At 69.9% G+C, this 22012-nt stretch carries 23 protein-coding genes and 1 tRNA gene; 14 read left to right on the top strand and 10 right to left on the bottom strand.

Annotated elements, in window-relative coordinates:
* Positions 1-104: 104 nt before the first annotated feature.
* Positions 105-1730 (bottom strand): glucose-6-phosphate isomerase, encoded by a 1626-nt coding sequence (pgi, locus tag AC3WRV_RS02505; protein ID WP_492312023.1) that lies wholly within the window; start codon positions 1728-1730, stop codon positions 105-107.
* A 102-nt stretch (positions 1731-1832) separates the two neighbouring features.
* Between pgi and AC3WRV_RS02500 the strand changes: the two genes are divergently transcribed.
* Positions 1833-2309 (top strand): hypothetical protein, encoded by a 477-nt coding sequence (locus tag AC3WRV_RS02500; RefSeq protein ID WP_291836994.1) that lies wholly within the window; start codon positions 1833-1835, stop codon positions 2307-2309.
* Here the strand turns inward: AC3WRV_RS02500 and AC3WRV_RS02495 are convergent.
* The 4 genes from AC3WRV_RS02495 to AC3WRV_RS02480 all read right to left on the bottom strand — a co-directional run bounded on the left by AC3WRV_RS02495 (position 2306) and on the right by AC3WRV_RS02480 (position 6121).
* Positions 2306-2974: a thioredoxin family protein gene (locus tag AC3WRV_RS02495; protein ID WP_492312022.1), complete on the bottom strand. Its 669-nt coding sequence runs from the start codon at positions 2972-2974 to the stop codon at positions 2306-2308. The two genes, AC3WRV_RS02500 and AC3WRV_RS02495, sit on opposite strands and share 4 nt — an antisense overlap.
* Positions 2975-2985: 11 nt before the next feature.
* On the bottom strand, positions 2986-5127 hold the full coding sequence (locus AC3WRV_RS02490; RefSeq protein WP_492312021.1) for a protein-disulfide reductase DsbD family protein: 2142 nt from the start codon (positions 5125-5127) through the stop codon (positions 2986-2988).
* A 96-nt stretch (positions 5128-5223) separates the two neighbouring features.
* Positions 5224-5682 (bottom strand): OmpA family protein, encoded by a 459-nt coding sequence (locus AC3WRV_RS02485; protein WP_492312020.1) that lies wholly within the window; start codon positions 5680-5682, stop codon positions 5224-5226.
* Between the two features lie 97 nt (positions 5683-5779).
* Complete coding sequence (locus AC3WRV_RS02480; protein ID WP_291836999.1) at positions 5780-6121, bottom strand: YMGG-like glycine zipper-containing protein; 342 nt, start codon at positions 6119-6121, stop codon at positions 5780-5782.
* Between the two features lie 159 nt (positions 6122-6280).
* Here AC3WRV_RS02480 and AC3WRV_RS02475 point away from each other — a divergent pair, with 159 nt between their 5' ends.
* From AC3WRV_RS02475 to AC3WRV_RS02450, 6 genes are all read left to right on the top strand, one after another.
* The gene (locus AC3WRV_RS02475) at positions 6281-6622 is read left to right on the top strand and encodes a hypothetical protein (protein ID WP_291837001.1); all 342 of its coding nucleotides are present in this window, start codon (positions 6281-6283) and stop codon (positions 6620-6622) included.
* Between the two features lie 59 nt (positions 6623-6681).
* Entirely contained in the window at positions 6682-7653 is a 972-nt protein-coding gene (locus tag AC3WRV_RS02470) for a diacylglycerol/lipid kinase family protein (protein WP_291837003.1), read from the top strand.
* Complete coding sequence (locus AC3WRV_RS02465; RefSeq protein ID WP_492312019.1) at positions 7653-8504, top strand: metallophosphoesterase family protein; 852 nt, start codon at positions 7653-7655, stop codon at positions 8502-8504. The genes AC3WRV_RS02470 and AC3WRV_RS02465 overlap by 1 nt, the downstream gene beginning before the upstream one ends.
* A 62-nt stretch (positions 8505-8566) precedes the next feature.
* Positions 8567-9790, top strand: a complete 1224-nt coding sequence (locus tag AC3WRV_RS02460) for a BaiN/RdsA family NAD(P)/FAD-dependent oxidoreductase (protein WP_492312712.1) — start codon at positions 8567-8569, stop codon at positions 9788-9790.
* A 17-nt stretch (positions 9791-9807) separates the two neighbouring features.
* Positions 9808-11451, top strand: a complete 1644-nt coding sequence (locus AC3WRV_RS02455; RefSeq protein ID WP_492312018.1) for a M20/M25/M40 family metallo-hydrolase — start codon at positions 9808-9810, stop codon at positions 11449-11451.
* A 31-nt stretch (positions 11452-11482) separates the two neighbouring features.
* Positions 11483-12619 carry a serine hydrolase domain-containing protein gene (locus tag AC3WRV_RS02450; RefSeq protein ID WP_492312017.1) on the top strand — a complete coding sequence of 379 codons (1137 nt, stop codon included), beginning with the start codon at positions 11483-11485 and terminating at the stop codon, positions 12617-12619.
* Here AC3WRV_RS02450 and AC3WRV_RS02445 read toward each other — a convergent pair.
* The 3 genes from AC3WRV_RS02445 to AC3WRV_RS02435 form a co-directional block, all read right to left on the bottom strand.
* On the bottom strand, positions 12604-14058 hold the full coding sequence (locus tag AC3WRV_RS02445; protein ID WP_492312016.1) for an MFS transporter: 1455 nt from the start codon (positions 14056-14058) through the stop codon (positions 12604-12606). The genes AC3WRV_RS02450 and AC3WRV_RS02445 overlap by 16 nt on opposite strands.
* 9 nt (positions 14059-14067) lie before the next feature.
* On the bottom strand, positions 14068-14997 hold the full coding sequence (gene rarD, locus AC3WRV_RS02440) for an EamA family transporter RarD (protein WP_492312015.1): 930 nt from the start codon (positions 14995-14997) through the stop codon (positions 14068-14070).
* A gap of 83 nt (positions 14998-15080) precedes the next feature.
* On the bottom strand, positions 15081-16127 hold the full coding sequence (locus AC3WRV_RS02435) for an aspartate-semialdehyde dehydrogenase (protein WP_291834893.1): 1047 nt from the start codon (positions 16125-16127) through the stop codon (positions 15081-15083).
* Between the two features lie 152 nt (positions 16128-16279).
* On the opposite strand from AC3WRV_RS02435, the gene zapE reads away from it, so the two are divergent.
* The 6 genes from zapE to AC3WRV_RS02405 all read left to right on the top strand — a co-directional run bounded on the left by zapE (position 16280) and on the right by AC3WRV_RS02405 (position 19917).
* Entirely contained in the window at positions 16280-17383 is a 1104-nt protein-coding gene (gene zapE / locus AC3WRV_RS02430) for a cell division protein ZapE (RefSeq protein WP_492312014.1), read from the top strand.
* Between the two features lie 59 nt (positions 17384-17442).
* Positions 17443-17982, top strand: a complete 540-nt coding sequence (locus tag AC3WRV_RS02425; protein WP_492312013.1) for a type III secretion system chaperone family protein — start codon at positions 17443-17445, stop codon at positions 17980-17982.
* 377 nt (positions 17983-18359) lie between these two features.
* Positions 18360-18836, top strand: a complete 477-nt coding sequence (locus tag AC3WRV_RS02420; RefSeq protein WP_291834901.1) for a helix-turn-helix domain-containing protein — start codon at positions 18360-18362, stop codon at positions 18834-18836.
* A 14-nt stretch (positions 18837-18850) separates the two neighbouring features.
* Positions 18851-19216 carry a hypothetical protein gene (locus tag AC3WRV_RS02415; protein WP_291834904.1) on the top strand — a complete coding sequence of 122 codons (366 nt, stop codon included), beginning with the start codon at positions 18851-18853 and terminating at the stop codon, positions 19214-19216.
* Between the two features lie 13 nt (positions 19217-19229).
* Positions 19230-19709 carry a hypothetical protein gene (locus AC3WRV_RS02410; RefSeq protein ID WP_291834907.1) on the top strand — a complete coding sequence of 160 codons (480 nt, stop codon included), beginning with the start codon at positions 19230-19232 and terminating at the stop codon, positions 19707-19709.
* Entirely contained in the window at positions 19651-19917 is a 267-nt protein-coding gene (locus AC3WRV_RS02405) for a hypothetical protein (protein ID WP_291834910.1), read from the top strand. The genes AC3WRV_RS02410 and AC3WRV_RS02405 overlap by 59 nt, the downstream gene beginning before the upstream one ends.
* 3 nt (positions 19918-19920) lie before the next feature.
* Here the strand turns inward: AC3WRV_RS02405 and AC3WRV_RS02400 are convergent, their stop codons facing one another.
* On the bottom strand, positions 19921-21213 hold the full coding sequence (locus AC3WRV_RS02400) for a hypothetical protein (protein ID WP_492312012.1): 1293 nt from the start codon (positions 21211-21213) through the stop codon (positions 19921-19923).
* Positions 21214-21462: 249 nt separating this feature from the next.
* Here AC3WRV_RS02400 and AC3WRV_RS02395 point away from each other — a divergent pair.
* Positions 21463-21539, top strand: a tRNA-Arg gene (locus AC3WRV_RS02395).
* A gap of 34 nt (positions 21540-21573) precedes the next feature.
* Here AC3WRV_RS02395 and AC3WRV_RS02390 read toward each other — a convergent pair.
* Positions 21574-21978: a winged helix-turn-helix transcriptional regulator gene (locus tag AC3WRV_RS02390; RefSeq protein ID WP_492312011.1), complete on the bottom strand. Its 405-nt coding sequence runs from the start codon at positions 21976-21978 to the stop codon at positions 21574-21576.
* Positions 21979-22012: the final 34 nt, after the last annotated feature.

Genomic DNA, 22012 nt, shown 5'->3' with positions numbered 1-22012 from the left:
TGTGTCGCCGACCGGAGCGGCGGAAGGCCGACTGAATCAGCGTCCCCTCATCCGACCGGGCTACGCCCGGCCACCTTCTCCCATCGGGAGAAGGTCCCTGTGGGTCACACCATCAGCCGCTTCATCAGCTCCGCCGTCGACGGGTCCAGCCCCGGCGAGGGTTCGCCCGCCGCGACGTCCTTGAGGATCGCCTTGGCCAGGACCTTGCCCAGCTCGACGCCCCACTGGTCGAAGCTGTTGATGTCCCAGATCACGCCCTCGACGAACGTCTTGTGCTCATAAAGGGCCAGCAGGGCGCCCACGGCCTCGGGGGTCAGGGCGTCGGTCAGGATGGTGGTCGAGGGCCGGTCGCCGGGGAAGGTCTTGTGCGGGGCCAGACGGTCGGCCTCGGCTTCGTCGGCGCCCGCCGCGATCAGCTCGGCCCGCGCCTGGGCCTCGGTCTTGCCGACCATCAGGGCCTGGGCCTGGGCCAGGGCGTTCGACCACAGGGGGGCGTCGCCCTCGCGGTCGTCGATCGCCGCCGTCGAGGTGTGGGCGACCACCACGAACTCGGCGGGGACCACCGTCGGACCCTGGTGAATCTGCTGGAAGAAGGCGTGCTGACCGTTGGTGCCGGGCTCGCCGAAGACGATGGGGCCTGTGCCGGTGTCCACGGGGCTTCCGTCACGCTTCACCCGCTTGCCGTTCGACTCCATCTCCAACTGCTGCAGGAAGGCGGGCAGGCGGCGCAGGCCGTGGGCGTAGGGGGCGACGGTGCGGGCGTTGCGGCCCAGGCCCTCGACGTTGAAGATCTGCGCCAGGGCCAGCAGCACCGGGGCGTTCTTCTCAAGGTCCGCGTGAGTGAAATGCTCGTCCATGGCGCGGGCGCCGGCCAGCACCCGCTCGAACACGTCCCAGCCCAGCGCCACGGCGACCGACAGGCTGACCGCCGACCACAGCGAATAGCGGCCGCCGACCCAGTCGCGGAAGCCGAAGGTGCGGCCGCAGCCCCAGTCCTTGGCCTTCTCCGGCGCGGCGGTGACCCCGACCAGATGCCGGACCATACGGCGCGGCGACAGGCTCTCGGCCAACCAGGCCTTGGCCAGGTCGGCGTTGGCCAGCGTCTCCTGCGTGGTGAAGGTCTTGGACACCACCACGATCAGCGTCGTCTCCGGATCCAGCCCGGCCAGGGCCTCGGCCATGTCGCGCGGATCGATGTTGGCGACGAAGCGCAGGTCGATGGCCGGCTCCAGCGGGCGCAGGGCGTCCCACAGCAGGCGCGGCCCCAGGTCCGAGCCGCCGATGCCGATGTGGACGATGGCCGTGAACGGCTGCTTGGTCCCGCCCGTGTCCGCGCCCGATCGGATGTCGGCGGTCCAGGCCGCCATGGCCTTGCGGGTCTCGTCGACCTCCTTCGACACCGGTTCGCCCAGGGCGTGGAAGTCGGCGCCGGCGGCGGCGCGCAGGGCCGGGTGCAGGACCGCGCGGCCCTCGGTGTTGTTCACGGCCTCGCCGCCGAACAGGGCGGCGCGGCGGCCCTCGACGTCACAGGCCCGCGCCACGTCCAGCGCGGCCTCGAAGCCCTCGGCGCTCCACGACTGTTTCGACAGGTCCAGATACAGGCCCGCGGCGTCCACGCTCATCCGGTCGACGCGGCCCGGATCGGTCGCGAAATGATGGACGATGCGCGCCCCGGCGTCCTTGCGCGCGACGGCGCGGAGCAGGTCGAGGGCTTGTTTGCGAGCGGTCATCGGCGGGGACTCGATGCGGGAGAGGTAAACCCTCGTTTACGGGTCGGGCGTAAGCCGGTTCAACGCTGAATCCGTGATTCGGCAAAACAATTGAGGTTCGCCATGTCTTGCGGCGTCGCCCTGGCCATTTCCCTGCTGCTCACCGATCCGAACGTGGCCGCCGCCGCGGCCCTGCCGCCGCCCGCCGCCGATGCACCGGTCTCGGTCGCCGGCGAGCCCCTGTTCGCCGACATCATCTCCCGCTCGGGCGACCTGCGCGGCGTCGTCCGCGACTGGATGGCCTCGGGCGCCGCCGACGAGCCCAACTTCCTGACCGGCGCGATCTTCACCGGTTTCAAGGCGCGCGCCGCCGAACTGGCCGCGCTGGACATGCAGGGTCACCTGATCCTCAAGGAACGCGGCACCGACGGCGACCTGAAATGCATCCTGCGCGGCATTTCGGAAGACATGCCGAAAAAGGTCGAGGCCGTGGAATCCGCCGCTTCGCCCGCCGCCCGCCGCGTGGCCCTGGATGAGCTGGCCTATCTGCTGAACGACAACGTCGAGGTCATCACCGCCCCGCCCGCGCCGCCGGTCTAGGTCTCCGCCGTCTCCGCATACTTCACCGAGCACCCGTAAGGGGTGGCGAAGGCGGTGCGCATGGGGTTGCCCGACGCCAGATCGTCCAGGGCCCGGCGCACGAAATTGGTCGCGCCCTGCAGGTCGGCCGTATCGGTGGTCGGCTTGTCGTCGATGCCGCCGACATAGACCAGCCGCCCCTCGCGATCGATGATCCGCATGTCCGGCGTGGTCCTGGCCCCGTACAGCTTGCCGACCTGGCCCGTCGGATCCAGCAGCAGATGGGTCGAGTTGGCTCCGGTCCGGGCCTTCCAGCCGCGCGCGTCGTCTCCGGTCACATAGCCCTGCGTCCCCGGCGCCGAGGAGATGACGCTCAGCCAGACGACGCCGTCCTCGACGGCCTCGCGCTGCAGCGCCTGCATGGCGCCGGAGTAGTGCTTCTTCACATAGGGACAGCCCTCATTGGTCCACTCCAGCACCACCACCTTCCCGCGGTAGTCGGCCAGGGAACGCGGCGCGCCTTCGGCGTCGACCAGGGTGAAGGCCGGAGCGGCCTGACCGGCCATCGGCATCGCGCCCGGAGCGGCCGCCGGGGCCGGAGCCTTCGCCTTCTCCGGCGCGGCGGCGGGCTGCTGGCAGGCGGCCAGGGCGAGAACGGCGAGAGCGGCGACGGTCAGGCGGATCATGGCGGTCTCCTTCAGCGGCGGGTCAGGGCCTCGACGACGACGCCCTCGGTCAGCAACTGGGGCAGGACTTCGGGCTCCGCCTGTCCGGGCCGGTACAGCAGATAAAGAGGAACGCCGGAGCGGCCCCGGCGCTGCAGCTCGGCGGTGATTGCGTCATCGCGCCGCGTCCAGTCCCCGACCAGGTAGACGGCGTTGGTCTGTTCCATCGCCCGCTTCACCCCCGGCGCGCCCAGGGCGGTGCGCTCGTTGATCTTGCAGGTCACGCACCAGTCGGCGGTGAAGTTGACCAGCACGGGGCGGCCTTGCGCCAGCGCGGCGTCGACGGCCGGCGCCGACCAGGCGGCCGCCTCGGGTCCGGCGGGATCGGCGGCGGCTTCGACCGGCGCTCGCACGGCCAGCGTCAGGGCTCCGCCCGCCAGCACCAGCAAGACCAGACCCGCCGTCGCATGGATCACGCCGCGTCGGCCCAGCGCCTGTTGCCCCTGACCGGCGCCGACCAGCCACAGACCCGCCGCCGCCAGCAGTCCGGCCACGAACAGCAGGCCCAGGGCGTCCGCTCCGGTCTGGCGGCTGAACACCCAGGCCAGCCACAGGGCGGCGCCGTACATGGGGAAGGCCAGCAGGCCTTTCAGCCGCTCCATCCAGGCGCCGGGGCGCGGCAGCCTGGCCAGCAGGCGCGGGCTCAGGCTGACCAGCACATAGGGCAGGGCCAGGCCCAGCCCCAGCATCAGGAAGACCGCCAGCGCCATCGGCCACGGCATCAGCAGGGCGGCGCCCAGGGCGAAGGCCATGAAGGGCGCCGTGCAGGGCGCGGCCACGATCACGGCCAGCGCCCCGGTGAAGAAGGCGCCGATCCCGCCCGGCAGGCGGGCCAGCGGACCGGACCCGGCGCCCTGCAGCCCGGCCCCGACGTGGAAGACCCCTGACAGGTTCAGGGCCACGGCCAGCATCAGCACGGCCAGTCCCGCCGTCACCGGCGGCGACTGCAGCTGGAAGCCCCAGCCGATCGCCTCGCCGGCCGCCCTCAGGCCCAGCAGCACGCCCGCCAGGACCAGGAAGGTGACGAGAACGCCCGCCAGGAAGGCCAGCCCGTCGATCCGCGAGCGCCGGGCGTTGTGAGCCGAGGCCGCCAGCGCCGCCGCCTTCATCGCCAGGATGGGGAAGACGCAGGGCATCAGGTTCAGGATCAGCCCGCCCAGCAGGGCGAAGGCCATGGCCTGGGCGAAGACGGCCCAGCCGGTCCCCGGGGCCTGCGCCGCCGGGGCCGCGTCGGGCAGGGCGGCAAGGTCGCCCGACCCGGTCGCGCCCGGCAGGACGGGACCCGGCTCGGCGGTGATCTCGAACGCCCCTTCTGAGGTGGCCAGAACGCCCGACACCGGGCCGGTCAACCCTCCGGCCAGGACCTTGCCGCCCGCGCCCAGCACCAACGTCAGTCCGTTCGGGCCCCATGAGCCCGTCTGCGCGGCGGCGTGGTCGATGGTCCCGGCGGCGTATGGGAAGAAGTAGCCGGCGCCCGGATCCTTGCCCGCCAGCGGCCCGCCGGTCGCGGTCAGGGTCAGGACGCCGTTGTCCAGCGTCGCCCGGGCGGTGATCCCGGCCGGGCGCGGGGCCTGTTCCAAAACCCGGGCGATGGCCGCGCCGTGGGCGGAATCCTGGGGCGCGGCGCCCTCGCGGATGGGCAGGTCCATGTTCAGGGTCAGTTCGTCCGGCACGCACATCTCGGCGCTGCAGACCAGGAACAGGGCCTTCACCGATAGCGGCAGGGTCGAGCCGGGCCGGGCGTCGGCGGGAATCTCGACCGGCACCGGCAGATAGACCTTGCCCTCATAGCCGTAGTTGACCAGCCCCTGCAGCCGCTGCCGCTCGGGCAGGGGCCAGACGATCTCGCCGGCGCGCACGCCGTTGGGCAGGGTCCAGTTCAGGGTGGTCGCGCCGCCGGAATCGCCCGGATTGCGCCAGTAGGTATGCCAGCCGGGCTGGATGTCCTGACGGATCGCCACCACGGCGGTCGAACCCGGCGCGGCCCAGCGGCTCATCGAGACCAGCTCTGCCTCGATGCGCTCGCTGCGCTGGGGGCCGGCCTGCGCCCAAGCCATGGCGGGGGCCAGCAGCAGGCCGGTCAGGATCAGGAAACGGAACAGCAGGCGGCGCACGCGACGGTCTCTCGCTCGGGAAGCGGGGACCTTAGCCGCCCCAGCCCCCCGCCGTCACTGTCCGCCGCCAGCGTCAGGTCGCCTCAGCGTTCCGGATCAGCGTCCGCGGGGCGCGGCTTCGACCAGCACCTCGGTGCGGCGGCGCATGGGCTCGTTGGCGCCCGCCGTCGTGGTCGCGCCCGCGTCGCCGACCGCGCCCAGCTCGAAGGCCGGGGTCGGCCATCCGGCGGCCGCCAGCGCCTCGGCCACCGCCACGGCCCGGCGTTCGGACAGGCTCAGGTTCGAGGCCACGTCGCCGGTGGCCGAGGCCAGGCCCAGCACCTGCACCCGCTTGATGTCGCAGCCCTGCAGCTGCGTCGCCGTCAGGCCGATGGCCTGCAGCGCCGGATTGGTCAGCCGCGCCTCGTTCTCGGCGAAATAGACCTCGAACCGCTTCGTCGAGCACGCCGACGGCTCGGCGACCAATTCGCTGCGGTCCCGCATGCCCGGCGTCCAGCCGCACCCGGCCAGGGCCGCCGCGGCGGTCGTGATGATGATCAGACGTTTCATAGGCATCCCCTGTCTCCTCCGCCCAGCCCCGGGCGGCGCAAGAAAAAGGGCGGCTCGTCGCCGACGAACCGCCCCGGAACTTCAGGCTAAAGGCCCGCGCTCCCTAGCGGCGGCGCTGACCGTTTTCCCAATAGCACTCGTCCTGACGGCCGTCGTAGCAATAGTAGTACCGGCCTTGGCTGTCGCTGTAACGGCGCTGGTTGGCGCGGTCTTGCGACGAGCCGCGGATCGCACCGGCGGCGCCGCCGACGACAGCGCCGATGGCCGCGCCGGTGCCGGCGTTGCCGTTACCTACGTTGTTGCCGATGATGGCGCCGGCGACAGCGCCGATGCCGGCGCCGATGGCGCCCTGACGGACCGTTTCATTCGAGCCGCCGTAGCCGTCGCTGGCGCAGGCCGAAGCCATCATGCCGGCGGCCGCAATCGCGATGATCGCCTTCTTCATGGTGTGTTCCTCACATCCCTCGGGTTCGCCCCGTGGGTGAGAACGCTGGATAAGCGTCACGGTTCCCCGGCCTATGACGAAGGTTAAGCCTGTATTAGGCTTGGTTCCGGCGGCGCGGAGGGCGCGCGTCGGGATTTTCGGGTGAGACGGGGGTTTCGTATGCGTTTTTCTGAACCGGTTCGTATGGCGGACGATGGCGAGCACAGCCCGGTATGGGCGCGCACCAGGCGTCGGCGCGGGGCCAATCCCCTGGTGGGCGTCATCGTGACCCTGCTGGCGGTGTTCGGCGTTCTGACGGCCGTGCTGGGCGTCAAGGAACGGTCGCTGGCTGAAGGCGGCGCGATCATGGACGGCTGGATCTCCAGCGCCGTGGCCGCCGTGAAGGGCGAGGCGCCCAAGGTCGCTGACGAGGCGGTCGACGCCGCCGGCGCCGCGGCCGGCAAGGCGGGTGACGCGGCCCAGGCCGGCGCCGCCGCCGCCACCGACGAACTCAAGAAATAACCGGCGCCGCGGGGCCTCGCGCCGCCGGAACATCCCCCGTCGCGGGACGTTCGGGCGGCATGAGCACGACAACGGCTACGGTTTCCGATCCGGCGGCCGCATCTCCGGATGCGGTCGTCGAACCACGCCCGCTGACGCCCCATCTGGAGCTGTCGCGGGTGATCATGCTGGTCAATCCGCTGTCCGGCGGCGTGGGCTCGCGCGCGGTGGCGGAGGCCGAGGCCATCCTGTCCCAGTACGCCTGTGACGCCTCGGTGGTGTCGCTGGAAGGCGACCAGTTCGACCAGCAGATCCAGGATGCGCTCGACGCCAGGCCCGACGTCCTGTTCGTGCTGGCGGGCGACGGCACCGCTGGCACGATCGCCTCGCGCGCCGGTCCGGACGGCCCCCTTGTCGCGCCCCTGCCCGGCGGCACCATGAACATGCTGCCGCGGGCGCTGTACGGCACCGCCGACTGGAAGCTGGCGCTCCAGAAAGCCCTCGAGGAGGGCGCGCCCCAGTGCGTCGCGGGCGGCGAGGTCACGGACGGCGAGGTCAAACAGGCCTTCTATTGCGCGGCCATCATGGGCTCGCCGGCGCTGTGGGCGCCCGCCCGCGAGGCCATGCGGACCGGCAAGCTGAAACTGGCCTGGCTCTACGCCCGCCGGGCCTTCAAGCGGGCGTTCAGCGGCCGCCTGCGCTTCTCGCTGGACCAGCGGCCCGAGCGCCGCGCAGAGGCCCTGGTCCTGATCAGCCCGATGATCTCGCGCGCCATGGAGGAGAACACCGGGCTGGAGGCTGCGGCCATGAACCCCAGCGACGCCATGGAAGCCTTCCGTCTGGCGGCGCATGCGGTGATGGACGACTGGCGACAGGATCCGGCGGTGACCACCCGCGCCACCCGGAACGTCACGATCCGCGCCCGTTCGCGCATCCCGGCCGTCATCGACGGCGAGCCGGTGCTGCTGCGGCATGAGGCCAAGGTGCGCTTCATTCCCAAGGCCTTCCAGGCGCTGGCGCCCATCCCGCCGGCGGCGGAGGACGCCGTCTAGTGGGGCGTATCCTCCAGTTCTCTGACATCCATTTCGGCTGCGAGCATCGCCACGCCTGCGCCGCCGCGCTCGACTACGCCCATGCCCACCCGGCCGACCTGATCCTGATCACCGGCGACATCACCCAGCAGGGCTTCCCTGACGAGTTCGCCGCGGCGGGCGAGTGGATCCGGCGCATGCCAGACCCGCGCTTCGTCATCGTCGGCAATCACGACGTGCCCTACTGGAGCCTGACCGCGCGCCTGTTCCATCCGTGGAAGGCGTTTGAGAAGGCCACCGGACATCCGGCCCACGATCACCAGTTCCTCAGCCCCGACCTCATGGTGCGCGGCGTGGTGACGGCGCGCGGCTGGCAGGCCCGTGCCAACTGGTCCAAGGGCGTCATCGACCTGGATCAGACCCGCAAGGCCGCCGAAGCCCTGCGGCAGGCCCCGGTCGGCGCCCTGCGCGTGCTGGCCTGCCATCATCCGCTGGTCGAGATGATCGGCACGCCCATGACCGGCGATGTGAAGCGCGGCGACGAGGCGGCGCTGATCTTCGCCGAGGCCGGGGTCGATCTCATCACCACGGGCCACGTCCATGTGCCCTTCGCCCTGCCGATCAACCTGGGCGACCACTGCTCCTATGCGGTCGGCTGCGGGACGCTGTCGCACCGCGAGCGGGGGGTTCCGGCCGGCTTCAACCAGATCGAATGGGACGCCCACGAGATCACGGTGACGGCGATCGCCTGGACCGGCGAGCGGTTCGAGCCCAGCCAGACCTGGCGGCTGCCGCGCCGCCAGGACACGCGCAAACCCGCTACCGCGCCCGATCCCAACGCTCCGGGCGAGCGCGAGCGCGCGGCGGTCTGAGGTTGCGCGGCGGCCCGAACCGCGCTTGAGGTCCCGCCCGTCCGATCGAAAGCAAAACCGTGATGAAGACCGTCCATGTGATCGGCGCCGGACCCGCGGGCCTGATGGCCGCCGAACGGCTGGCCGGCGGCGGCGTCCGCGTCGTGGTCCACGAGGCCATGCCGTCGGTCGCTCGCAAATTCCTGATGGCCGGACGCGGCGGCCTGAACCTGACCCACTCCGAGCCGCTGGACAGCTTCCTGGGCCGCTACAATGAGGCCGCGCCGGCGGTCTCGGCCTGGCTGGACCGCTTCTCCCCCACCCGCCTGATCGGCTGGGCGGAGGGTCTGGGACAGGCGACCTTCACCGGCTCCTCGGGCCGGGTGTTCCCCAGGGCGATGAAGGCCTCCCCCCTTCTGCGGGCTTGGCTGGGCCGGCTGTCGGACCTGGGCGTCGAGGTGCGGACCCGTTCGCGCTGGACCGGCCGCCGCGACGGCGGCTGGGTCTTCGCCACCCCGAACGGCGAGACCGTCGAACAGGCCGACGCCGTGGTTCTGGCGCTCGGTGGAGCCAGTTGGCCGCGTCTGGGTTCGGACGGGAGCTGGGCGGACGATCTGCGCACGGCGGGAGTCGAGGTCGCGGATTTCCGCCCCTCCAACGTCGGCTTCGACGTGGCGTGGAGCGAGGTCCTGATCGAGCGGTTCGCGGGCGAGCCGCTGAAGACCATCAGCCTGACCCACGATGGCCAGACCGTGCGCGGCGATCTGATGCTGACCCGCTACGGACTGGAGGGCGGGGTGGTCTACGCCCTGTCCGCCGCCCTGCGCGACGCCATCGCGCGCGACGGCGCCGCGACGGTGGCGGTCGATCTCCGCCCCGACCTGACCATCGAACAACTCGCGGCCCGGCTGACCCGGGCGCGCGGCAAGGACAGCGTCACCAACTGGCTGCGCAAGGCGGGCGGCCTGTCGCCTGCGGCGGTCGGACTGATGCGGGAAATCCCGGGCGCGATCCCGGAAGGCGCCGACAAGCTGGCCCGGCGGATCAAGGCGGTGCGCCTGACCCTGACCGGGGTGCAGGGGCTGGAGCGGGCCATTTCCTCGGCGGGGGGCGTCCGTCTGGACCAGGTCGACGATCGGCTGATGCTCAAGGCCCTGCCGGGCGTCTTCGTGGCCGGCGAGATGCTGGACTGGGAGGCTCCGACAGGCGGCTATCTGCTTCAGGCCAGCCTGGCGTCGGGCGTGGTCGCGGCGGACGGGCTGCTGGACTGGCTGGGTCCCGCGGGGCAGGGTGACCGCCCGTCCTGACCGCCCGGAGTATCCGCATGCGCCTGAGATCGATCCTCGTTTCGGCCACGGCGCTGCTCTGTCTCGCGAGCGCCGCCCCCAGTCTGTCCTGGGCCCAGCAGGCCAACCCAGCCCGCCTCAACGAATACACCCGCGTCCTCGCCTCGGATGAATTCGAAGGCCGGGGCGTGGCCACGCCGGGCGAACAGAAGACCGTCGACTATGTAGTGGCGCAATTCCGGGCGCTCGGCCTCGAGCCGGGGGGACCGGACGGCCAATGGGTGCAGACCGCCCATCTCAGCCGCACCCAGCAGGACGGACCCGCCGTCATCACGGCCACCGTCGGCGGCGCGACCCGGACGCTGGAGCGGGGTCCGCAGATCCTCGTGGCCAGCGACCGGCCCGTCGACCGCATCACCGTCGCCGACGCCCCGGTGATCTTCGCCGGCTACGGCGTCGATGCGCCCGAGCGGAACTGGGACGACTTCAAGGACGTCGATGTGCGGGGCAAGATCCTGCTCGTCATCGTCAACGACCCCGACTTCGGCGCGCCCGAGGGCCACCCTGTGACGGACCGGTTCGACGGCAATGCGATGACCTTCTACGGTCGCTGGACCTACAAATTCCAGGAGGCGGCGCGGCAGGGGGCCGCGGGCGTTCTGGTCATCCACGACACCGCCGGCGCCGGCTATGGCTGGAGCGTGTTGGAGAACTCCTCCACCGCGCCCGACTTCGACATCGTGCGGACCAACTGGGAGGCCGAGCGCGTGCCGGCCCAAGGGTGGATCCAGGGCGCGGTGGCGGAACAGCTGATCCGCGACGCGGGTCTCGACTACGCCGCCCTGCGCGATCAGGCCCGTACGCCGGAGTTCCGGCCGGTCGCACTGCCCGGGGTGACGATGTCGATCGACTTCGGCCAGACCCACGCCAACATCGAAAGCCGCAACATCCTGGCCCGCATTCCGGGGTCGGAGCATCCGGACGAGACGGTGCTCTACGGCGCCCACTGGGACGCCTATGGCCGCGCCACGCCGAAGAACGGCGACGACATCTATAACGGCGCCGTGGACAACGCGACCGGCGTGGCCGCCGTGCTGGAACTGGCGCGGCTGTTCAAGGAAGGCCCGCCGCCGCAGCGCTCGGTGGTCTTCGCCGCCTGGACCGCAGAGGAGGCGGGGCTGCTGGGCGCGGAATACTACGCCGCCAATCCGGTCTGGTCGCTGGAGACCACGGTCGCCAACATCAATATGGACAGCTTCCTTCCGGGCACGGAGGTCTCGCCCGAGATCGTCGTCATCGGCGCCGGCAAGAGCCAGACCGACGCCTGGATCGAACGCCGGGCGACCGAACAGGGCCGCCGCCTGATCCCCGACCCCGCGCCCCAGGCCGGCGGCTTCTACCGCTCCGACCACTTCCCGCTGGCCAAGATGGGCGTCCCGGCCCTGTTCGCCGCCGCCGGCTTCACCGGCCACAACGCCGCCAGCCGGGACTACGTCCAGAACCGCTATCATCAGCCTTCGGACGAGTGGACGCCGGACTGGGTGATGGACGCCGCCGCCGTGGACGTGAACCTGCTCTACGCCGTTGGCCGCGACCTGGCCGACAGCCGGGAGTGGCCGCAATGGAACGCAGGCGCCGAGTTCGAGGCGGCGCGGAACGCCTCGGCGGATCGGCGGGAGTGACGGACGCGGGCGAGGCCGGTAGGAGGACCGCATGACCGACCTGCCCGACATCCACGGCGTCTGCCCGCCCGAATTCGCCGCCGTGAAGGACGCCTTCGCGGCCAACTTCACCGATGCGCCCGAGGGGCTGAACGAGCAGGGCGCGCGGTTCAGCGTCTGCAGGGGCGGCGAGGTGATCGTCGACCTGTGGGGCGGCTGGGCCGACGCGGCGAAGACGGTTCCGTTCGGCGAGCGGACCCTGACGCCCGTCTTCTCGACCGGCAAGGCGGTCATGGCCCTGCTGATCGCCACCTGCGTCGAGCGCGGCCTGCTGGACTATGAGGCGACGGTCGCCAGCTACTGGCCGGCCTTCGGACAGGCGGGCAAGGATCGCATCACCGTCGGCCAGATGATGAGCCACCAGGCGGGTCTGCCGGGGTTCGACACCACCGAGGATCCGGCGATCTGGTTCGACCGCGAGGCGACCCTGGCCCGACTGTGCGCCCAGACGCCGATGTGGGAGCCGGGCACGGCCTCGGGCTACAGCCCCATCGTCATCGGCTATCTGGCCGGCGAGCTGTTCCGCATCGTCGACGGGCGGACCATGGGCACGGCGCTGCGGCAGGACTTCCCCGGCCTCGACCTGTGGATCGGCCTGCCGGAGGCGGAGCACGACCGGGTGGCGCAGATGCGCAAGCCGGCCAAGGCGACGGACCTGGGGACCATCGACGCCATCAAGACCGCCGCCTTCTTGGACAAGGGCTCGTCGCCCGGCGGGCGCGGCTCGGCCGAGTGGCGCTCGATCGAGATCCCGTCGGCCAACCTGCACGGGACCGCCCATGACCTGGCCCGCATCGCCGGCGTCATCGCCAACGGCGGCGCGTTCGAGGGACGGACCATCCTGTCGCCGGAAACCCTCGCCGCCGCGACGCGCGAGCGCATCCACGGCCTGGACAAGGTGCTGCCCTTCGTCATGGGCTGGGCGGCCGGCTTCACGCGCAATAACGGGCTGAACATCTTCGGCCCGGACGAGACCACGGTCGGCCACTGCGGCTGGGGCGGCAGCTGCGTCCTGGCAGACCCGGCGCGCGGCCTGTCGGCGGCCTATGTGATGACCCGCCAGTCGGCCTATCTGATCGGCGACCCGCGCGCCCAGCGGCTGATCGGGGCCCTCTACGGCGCGCTCTGACTTCGCTTCGGCGCCGTCAGGGCGCCGATGATCCCGGCGGCGAAGGCCGCCAGCGCGCAGCTGAACATCACCCAGATGTAGCCCCAGTGAAACGCGTTCCTCAGCCCGCCGTCGTCGGTCTCTCCCGCCATGAAGGCGCCGAGCAAGTCCCGGGCGACGCCACGGCCCTCGGCATGGTGGGCGAACTGCGCCGACAGCACCACGCCCAGCGCCGCGACCGCGAGCAGACCGGCTACTCGGGCGACGGCGTTGTTGATCCCCGAGGCCACGCCGGTGTGGCCTTCGGGAACGGCGCCCATCACCGCCGCCGTCAGCGGTCCGACCGCCAGCGTCATGCCGACGGCCAGCACGGTCATTCCGGCCAGGGGACCTCCGACATAGCCCGCGGTGCGCGGCATGATGGCCAGAAGGATCAGGCCGACGCCGGCCAGGACGGGGCCCAGCCCCAGCGACAGCCGCGCCCCGAACCGGTCAGCCAGCTTTCCGGCCGCGCCCGAGAACAGACTCATGATCACGGCGAAGGGCAGCATGGCGGCGCCCGCCATCGTCGCGCTCCAGCCGTGCACCCGGATCAGCTGGAACGGCAGGAAGAACATCGCCCCGCCCAGCGCGAAATAGAGCAGCAGGGTCAGCAGGTTGATCCCGCTGAACACGGGGGACCGGAACAGGCCCAGCGGCATCATCGGGTGTTTCTCCCGCGCCTCGGCCCACAGGAAGGCCGCCAGCAGGGCCGTTCCGCCCGCCAGGCCGCCGACGATCCACGGGTCGGTCCAGCCCAGGTCCGGCGCCGCCGTCAGCGCCCAGGTCAGGGCGGCCAGCCCGGTCATGGCCAGCACGGCGCCGAGCCAGTCCAGTCCCTTGGCGTCCGCGTCCCGGCTTTCGGGCACGGCCTTCAGGGTGACCAGAGCGGTCAGGGCGGCCAGCGGGACATTGATCCAGAAGATAAAGCGCCAGTCCGCCGCATCGGCCAGCCAGCCGCCGACCAGCGGACCGATCATGCCGAACAGGGCGCCCGCCCCGGCCCAGGTCCCGAAGGCCTTGCCGCGCTCCTCGGGCGGGAAGACCGCGCCGATGACGGCCAGGGCCCCCGGCGTCAGCAGGGCCGCGCCGACCCCCTGCACCGCCCGCCCCGCGATCAGGAGTTCGACGCTCGGCGCCAGGCCGCAGGCGACGGAGGCGAGAGCGAAAAGCGCCACCCCGATCAGGAAGACCCGGCGCCGTCCGAACCGGTCGCCCGCCGCCCCGCCGATCAGCACCAGGGCGCCCAGGGTCAGCAGATAGGCGTTCGACACCCACTGCACGGCGGCGGGCCCGGCGCCCAGATCGCGCTGGATGGCGGGCAGGGCCACACCCAGGGCCGAGCCGTCGATAAAGGTCAGGCTGCTGCCCAGCACCGTGGCGACCAGCACCCAGTGTTTACGGCTCTTGGACAGGGTCATGAACCGACGCTACGCCGGTTCAGCGGAATCCTTCAACGCCTGACGCGCGGCGCGCACCCGGAACCAGGCGGCCGCCGCGAACACGCCAGCGCCGATCCAGATGAAGGCGAAGGAGGCGATGCGAAGCCCTGTCAGCGCCTCGCCCGCCCAGACGCCGACGGCGAACTGAAGGGTCGGGGCCAGGAACTGGATGAAGCCGATGGTCGACAGCGGCAGACGGCGCGCGGACCAGGCGAACAGGGCCAGGGGCAGCACCGTCGCCGGCCCGTTGACCAGGGCCCACAGGGTGTTCGTCGGGCTGTCGAAGGCCACGCCCCCGCCGGTGTGCTGCAGCCACAGCACCCAGACCAGACCCAGCGGCGCCAGCAGCAGGCATTCGACCAGCAGGCCGGCCTGCGCGTCGATCGGCACGCGCTTGCGGATCACGCCGTAGCTGGCGAACGACAGGGCCAGGGCTATGGAGATCCACGGCGGCCGACCCAGGGCCACCGCCTGGAGCGTGACGCCGACGGCGGCCAGGCCGATGGCGACCCAGCCCCATTTGTCGATCTTCTCGCGGAACAGCCACAGGCCCACGACCATGTTGAGCAGCGGGTTGATGTAGTAGCCGAGGCTGGCTTCCAGGGTGGAATGGTGGGTGGTCGCCCAGACGTAGATGCCCCAGTTCACCGCGATCAGCACCGTCGACAGCGACAGCCAGGCCAGGACCTTGGGCGTGCGGAAGACCGCCAGGACCTGGCCGCCCTGTTTCGCCAGCAGGACCAGCAGGCCCGCGACCACCACCGCCCACAGGGCGCGGTGGGCAAGGATCTCGAACGCGTCGAAGCCGACGGCGTGCTGGCCCATGAACAGCAGGGGCATCAGCCCCCACAGGGTGTAGCAGGCGAAGGCGGACAGCAGGGCGGGACGGCTCTGGTCGGAGCCGGGAGCGGGGGCCATGGGCTTCTCCTTCGCCGACGGACTAGTCCGGGGAGGGCGGCGAGGCTGGCGGGAAACGGCTGCGTCTGGCGACGCGCCGACGCTTAGACAGTCAGGGTGCGATAGCCGCTGGAGGATTTGATCGTGCCGGTCTCATCGAGCAGCTGAGCGATCTGGACGGCGTTCAGGGCCGCGCCCTTGCGCAGGTTGTCCGACACCACCCAGAACGACAGGCCGTTCTCGACCGTGTGATCCTTGCGGATGCGGCTGACGTAGACGGCGTGCTCGCCGGCGGCGTCGACCGGGGTGATGTAGCCGTCGGCCTCGTGCTTATCGATGACCTGCACGCCGGGCGCGTCACGCAGGATGGCGCGGGCCTCGTCGGGGCTGATCGACTTGTCGAACTCGACGGTCACCGACTCGGAGTGGCCGACGAAGACCGGCACGCGGACGCAAGTGACCGTCAGCTTGATGTTCGGATCCAGCATCTTGTGGGTCTCGTCCCACATCTTGGCTTCCTCGTCGGTGTAGCCGTCGTCGCGGAACGAGCCGATGAAGGGCAGGACGTTGAAGGCGATCTGCTTGGGGAATTTTTTCGGCGTGGCGTCGCCCAGGCCGTAGATGGCCTTGGTCTGGTTCCACAGCTCGTCCATGCCTTCCTTCCCGGCGCCCGACACCGACTGATAGGTCGAGACCACGACGCGCTTGATCTTGGCGGCGTCGTGCAGGGGCTTCAGGGCCACGACCAGCTGGACGGTCGAGCAGTTGGGGTTGGCGATGATGTTCTTCTTCTTCGCCAGCTTGATGTCGTCCGGATTCACTTCCGGCACGATCAGCGGCACATCCGGGTCCATGCGGAAGGCGGAGGAGTTGTCGATCACGATCGGACCGGCCTTGCCGATCTTTTCGGACCATTCCTTCGACACCCCGCTGCCGGCCGACATCAGGACCAGGTCAACGGTCGAGAAGTCGAACTGCTCCAGGTCCTGGGCCTTCAGCGTGCGGTCGCCGAAGGAGACCTCCATGCCTTTGGATTTGCGCGAGGCGATGGCGTGCATTTCATCGACGGGGAATTCCAGTTCCTCGATGATGTTCATCATCTCCCGACCGACATTGCCGGTGGCGCCAACGACAGCAACGCGATAGCCCATGAGCATATTCCTTGGTGCGCCGACGCTCGCCACACGGTGGCTTGCGGCTTGAGCGCGATAGGGGGTGTGGATAAGCAAGATTGCATGTAGCCCTTCGCAGGCGCGAAGCAATCGCTTTTCAGGCGGGACGGCGACGGTTAAGCCCGAGAACGATGTCCTCTCGCATACGCACAGCTTATGACCGTCGTTTGGCCGATGGGCGGCTGACGCCCGATCCGTCGCAGGTGACGGTGGTCGAGGCGCTGGGGCGGCTGGAGGCCGACCTTGAGAAACGGGGCCTGTTCGGCGCCCGGCCGGAGGTGCGCGGCGTCTATCTTTGGGGCCCGCCGGGACGCGGCAAATCCATCCTGATGGACCTGTTCTTCGCCAGCGCGCCGGAAGAGCGGAAGGTCCGCGCCCATTTCCATGCCTTCATGGCCCGCATCCACGACCTGATCGGCCAGTGGCGCAAGGGCGACAAGAAGGCTCGCCAGGCGGTGTTCGGGACACACAAGGGCGACGATCCCATCGAGCCAGTGGCCGACCTGATCGCCTCGGAAGCCCGGCTGCTGTGCTTCGATGAGTTGCAGGTCACCGACATCGCCGACGCCATGATCCTGGGCCGGCTGTTCGAAGCCCTGTTCGAGAAGAAGGTGGTTCTGGCCGTCACCTCCAACCGCGCGCCGGACCAGCTCTATCTGAACGGAATCAACCGCCAGCTCTTCCTGCCCTTCATCGACATGATCGAGGCGAAGTGCGAGGTCGTCTCGGTTCAGGGCGCCCGGGACTGGCGGCTGGACCGGCTGAGGGGCGACCGCATGTGGTTCGCGCCGAACGACGCCGACGCCCGCGCCGGTTTCGAAGCCCTGTGGTCCGACCTCAAGGGCGACCAGCACGAATGTCCGACGCATCTGACCGTTCTGGGCCGTGACGTGGTCATCGAGCGGACCGACGGCGGCATGGCGCGCGCGACGTTCGAGGAGCTGTGCGGTCGTCCGCTGGGACCGCAGGACTATCTGGCCGTCGCCGGACGTTTCCACACCGTCTTCATCGAGGCCGTCCCGGTCCTGGGCCCCGCCAACCATCACGAGGCGCGCCGCTTCGTGACCCTGATCGACGCCCTGTATGAGGCGAAGACGCGGTTGGTGGCGCTGGCCGCCGCTCCGCCCGAGGCGCTTTACACCGAGGGCGTCGGCGCCTTCGAGTTCGAGCGGACGGTCTCGCGCCTGAATGAAATGGCCTCGGCGGACTGGCTTGAGCACGAAAGAGCGGCTTAGGGTGTGGCCACAATTTCGCTTCGTCGGTCGGACCTGATCGCGAACCCACGGAGATCGCCATGCGCCGCCTGACCCCCTTCGCCGCCGCTCTCGGCCTGACGCTCGCCGTCGCCCTGCCGGCCGTCGCCCAGACTCCGCCCCCGGCGGCGGCGGCGGCCGAGCGCGGCGTGGTTCCGGCCGAGGTGAAGGCCTGGCTGACCAGCCTGGGCGGCACGGTCGCAGACCCCGCGCCGGTCGACGGCGGCTTCCTGCTGCGCGTCTCCGACGAACCGCTTCCGTGGAGCCTCAGCCTGTTCGGCTGCCAGACCCGCTGCGACGACATCCAGTACAACGCCGTCTTCACCGGCCCGATCACCGAGGCCCAGGTCACCGCCTGGAATCGTGACAACCGCTATCTGAAGGCGGTCTGGGTCGCCCCCGCCACGACGGGCGCCGACGCCACCATCCTGGCCCAGTACGATGTCCTGCTGCTCGCCGACGGAAACACCCAGCTGCAGGAGCCGACCTACATCTGGCTCCAACTCCTGACCCAGTTCGCCCGCACCCTGTTCCAGAGCGTCGCTCCGGCGGCTCCCGCGGCGTCTTCGCCGGGCCAGTGATCCCGGGATTGTGAGAGCGGGCTCGGTCATGATCGAGGACGCTCCGTCCCCCGCCTGCGGCACACGTCCCGGCGACCCGGGCTGAGTCGCGATCAAACCGAACGGAAGGGGCCGCGAATTATTGTCACGGCCCTTTTTCATCGGGACGCGCTCTAACAATCCGGCTCCGGACAAAGCGGGGAGCGCGGACTCGCATACCGCGAACGGCCTGCGCCGAACGCCCGTTCTCACGCATTCATCTGTCTGTCAGGTGCTCAACACTACCTTGGGGCGTTAAGGATGAACGTGGTCCCGGCGCCTCGAAAGCCGCGTGAAGAATCAAGGCTCTGGACGGCCACGACCTAACGGACTTAGCTGTCTCCGGGAGGGGTCGCGGAATGCCGGAAAGGTTGACGAAACGGCAGGAAGAATGCCTGCGCCTGTCGGCGACCATGACCGACAAGGAGATCGCGCGCGCGCTCGGCATCTCTGAAAACACCGTCGACAAACACTTCCGCGAAATCCTCCGGAAATTCGGGGTCAACACGCGAAAAGCCGCCTTGCGCCTACTGGCGTCTGACGCGTCATACGCGACGGACGCCATACCGCCCGGCCCTTTTTCAACGCCAGATCGCGGGGTCGATGCGGACCGGGTCGCCGGTTCCCTCGCCTCCACTGTTCCGGCCGACCGCAGCCTCTACGGAGTCTACAGCCGACTGGGACGGTGGCGGACGCCAGGCTCTCTGCGCGTCCGGACCTTCGCCATCTTCGGATGGGCCATGGTCGGGCTGATCCTGCTGACCATCCTTACGGGGCTGGTCGGTCTGGTCTTCGGGGGAACGGATCCTTTCGCACCGACAGGTGGCAATCCCTGACCCTGAAGGATCTCATGAACATCGCTCAGAAGCCCGACCAGTACGCCAGCGCCGTCGCGCTGGATCTGCGGGAAGCCGAACACATGATCGACGCGGCCGGCGCCCGGCTGGCCGACATGATCTCCCACGCCCTGTCCGGCCGCATGAGCGCCGGCCTGGCCGCCGGCGCCGGTCACCGGGCGTTCAGCGCCGCCGCCAAGGCGCTGCACACCCTGACCGAAGCCCGCGGCGAGCTGGTCGAGGCCCATGGCCACGCCCTGCGCGACGCGCGCCGCATGGGGCTGAACCACACCCTGCTGATCCCGGGCGAGACCAAGCCCCAGGACGGCGAGGTGCTGACGCCCAATCCGAAACCGACCGGCCGTCTGGCCACGGTCTGACGATCAGCCCCGCGTGACCACAATCGTGATCATCGCCATCACCCTCGCGGGTGTGCTGGCCCTGTTCCGCTTCGGCGGATGGGAAGAGCGCGCCGTCGGCGTGATGGTTCTGGCCCTGCTGATCCTCATTCGCGTCGTGGAGCCGATCCAGATCGGCACCCTGCGCGCCGGAGTGGCGGGACTGGAGATCGCCTTCCTGTTCGCGATCCTGTGGCTGACCTATGTCCGTGATCGCTGGTGGCTGACCGCCCTGGCCGGCTTCCAGCTGATCTCGGTCCTGACCCACGTCGTACCCGTGCTGGCCGCCGGCCGGCACTTCGCATGGACCGCCATCACCATCCGCCTGGAGGTGTGGCTACTGATCTGTATCACTTTCTTCGTCGGCGCCTGGGAAGCCTGGGCCGCTCGACGCTTTGCCCGGGAGGGCGGGTTTCATGACCAAGACAAACATCGATCAAGCCTGGTCGATCTGGACGCAATCCAGCGGCCCTGACACCAGCGACGAGGTCCGGCGCGCCCGCGCCGAGGCCCAGATCCTCGACCAGAAACCGGAGACGCCCAAGCACGCGGCGATGATCCTGGAAGTGCTCCAGGACAATCTGCGCGCCGGCAGCCGGACGGACGACCGGGACCTGGGCGCCCTGGCCCGGCTGACCGCCTTCATGCGGCGCCTGGACCAGGACCCGCGCGTCGCCGGCTGAGGTTCAGTCCGTAAGGTCGGCCGGCAGGATCTGGCTGGACAGCAGGGTCTCCATGCCCCGCCAGTGATCCGGTCCCTGCCGCTCGACCCAGGCCTGAACCACGTCGCGGCCCAGGCCGTAGTTGATGATGTAGCTGCGGTAGGTGTCGATGAAGCGCAGCCGCTGGGTCGCCTTGGCGCGGTCGGCGAGACTGTATTTCATCAGCCGGTCGATGCTCTCGTCGCGGCTGACGCGTCCGGCCAGATAGTCGTCGGCGATGGTGTATTCGGCGCGGGCCAGGCGGCGGGTCAACGCGCCCAGCCGGGCCTTCTTCTCCGCCGTCGCCGGGTCCAGGCCGGCCAGGGGGAACAGCACCTCGCGCTCGAAACGGGTTCCCTCGCTGCCGGGGAAGGCCAGATCGATGCCGTAGTTGGCGCTGCCCTCGGCGACGAAGGACATGGGGCTGAACAGCGGATAGACGCTCATCTCCACCCAGCCGCGGTCGCGCACGAAGGTCTGTTCCAGCAGGGCGTTATAGACGTGATGGCCGGGATAGCCCTCGTGGCAGCCCAGATCGATGGCGCGCTCGGTGTAGATCGGGAAGTCGGCGTTGATCTCGATCTTGGACTGCGAATTGCCTTGGTAATAATTATAGCCGGACCACGGCTTGTCGCCGACGAAGGCCAGGGTGAAGTTCTCGTTCGCGGGCAGGCGGATGTGACGGGCGGTCCGCGCGCGGCACTCGGCGATGGCGGCGTCCATGACGGCCTGCAGCCGATCCTTCGGAATGACGTAGTGCGATTTGAACTCGGTCACCCGGTCCGACAGGGCCCCCGGACCGGGCAGCAGGGCGTCGATCTCGGCCAGCACCGTGTCATAGTCCGACAGGGGCTTCAGCTCGGGCCGCACGCCGAACAGGGCGAAGGCCTCGTCGGCGAAGCTCATCTTCTCACCCGACAGCATGCGCAGGCGGGCCGAAGCCGCCGAAACGTGGGCCAGCAGATAGGCCTTGCGCTGGACGGTCATGGCTTCCGCGCCGGTCGTGGAGATGGCGTTCAGACGATCGGTCAGCGTCGCGGCGCCCTGGATCAGCTGCGGCACCGTGCGCGGATTGGCGTGCGCCGCCGCCTGCCACTCGGCCGGGCCGTAGTAGGCGTCGACATAGCCGGGCTCGCGCTCGCCGATCTCCAGGATCAGCGCGACATAGTCGCGGGCCACCGCGTCCAGGGTGTCGCCCCCGGGTCCGGTCGGCGGAGCTGACGGCGCGGTGGCGCAGGCCCCCACGAGACAGAGCAGGGCGAGAATGAGGGCGCGCATCGGAACCTCCCGTCGATGAAGCGGCGGCAGGCTAGACCATTTTTGCTTCAGGGCGACCCGCCCTGAATCCAAAAAATGGTCCAGCATCATCCGGGAGCGAAATCTGAGCTGCACGGGACCGATGTCCCGCACCGCCGATTTCGCCCTAGGCCCGCGGCGCCGTCCGGCCAAGAGCGGTCATGCTTTCGGGATTGAGGGCGGGCCGCTCATCCTGTAGAGGCCTTGCCTCCGGCGTTCTCGCCGCCAGACGCACCCGTAGCTCAGCTGGATAGAGTACTGCCCTCCGAAGGCAGGGGTCAGAGGTTCGAATCCTCTCGGGTGCGCCATTTTCCCTTTCGAACATCTGCTCGCCCCGTTCGGCTAGCTCCTCTCTGTCTCGATCAGCCGATCACGGACGTTGCGAGGCGCGGCTTCGGCCCAGGTCAGGAGCTTGTCGAGCACCGGGCAGAGCGACTGGCCCCATTCCGTAAGGTGATACTCGACCTTGGGCGGGACCTGGGGATGGACGATCCGGGCCACCACCCCGTCAAGTTCGAGCTGTCGCAGTTGCTGGATCAGCATCTTCTGCGACACGCCCGGTATCGCCCGTTCCAGCTCCGAGAACCGGCGGACGTTCGACCCGAAGAGCTGGAACAGGATCACCAGCTTCCATCGCCCCTCCAGAATCCGGATGACGTTCTGCGCGCTCGAAGCAGCCGTCCACGGCGTGTAGTCGATGCGCTCACCTTCAGGTGAGTACCTTACTTTTTCGTCCGTACTTGCCATCCTCACAGCTTATTTCCAGTTTGGGTCCCAGGCA

Source organism: Brevundimonas sp. EU05-FHT14B11, assembly GCF_058790835.1.
This window is presented reverse-complemented; position numbering and strand designations above follow the sequence as displayed.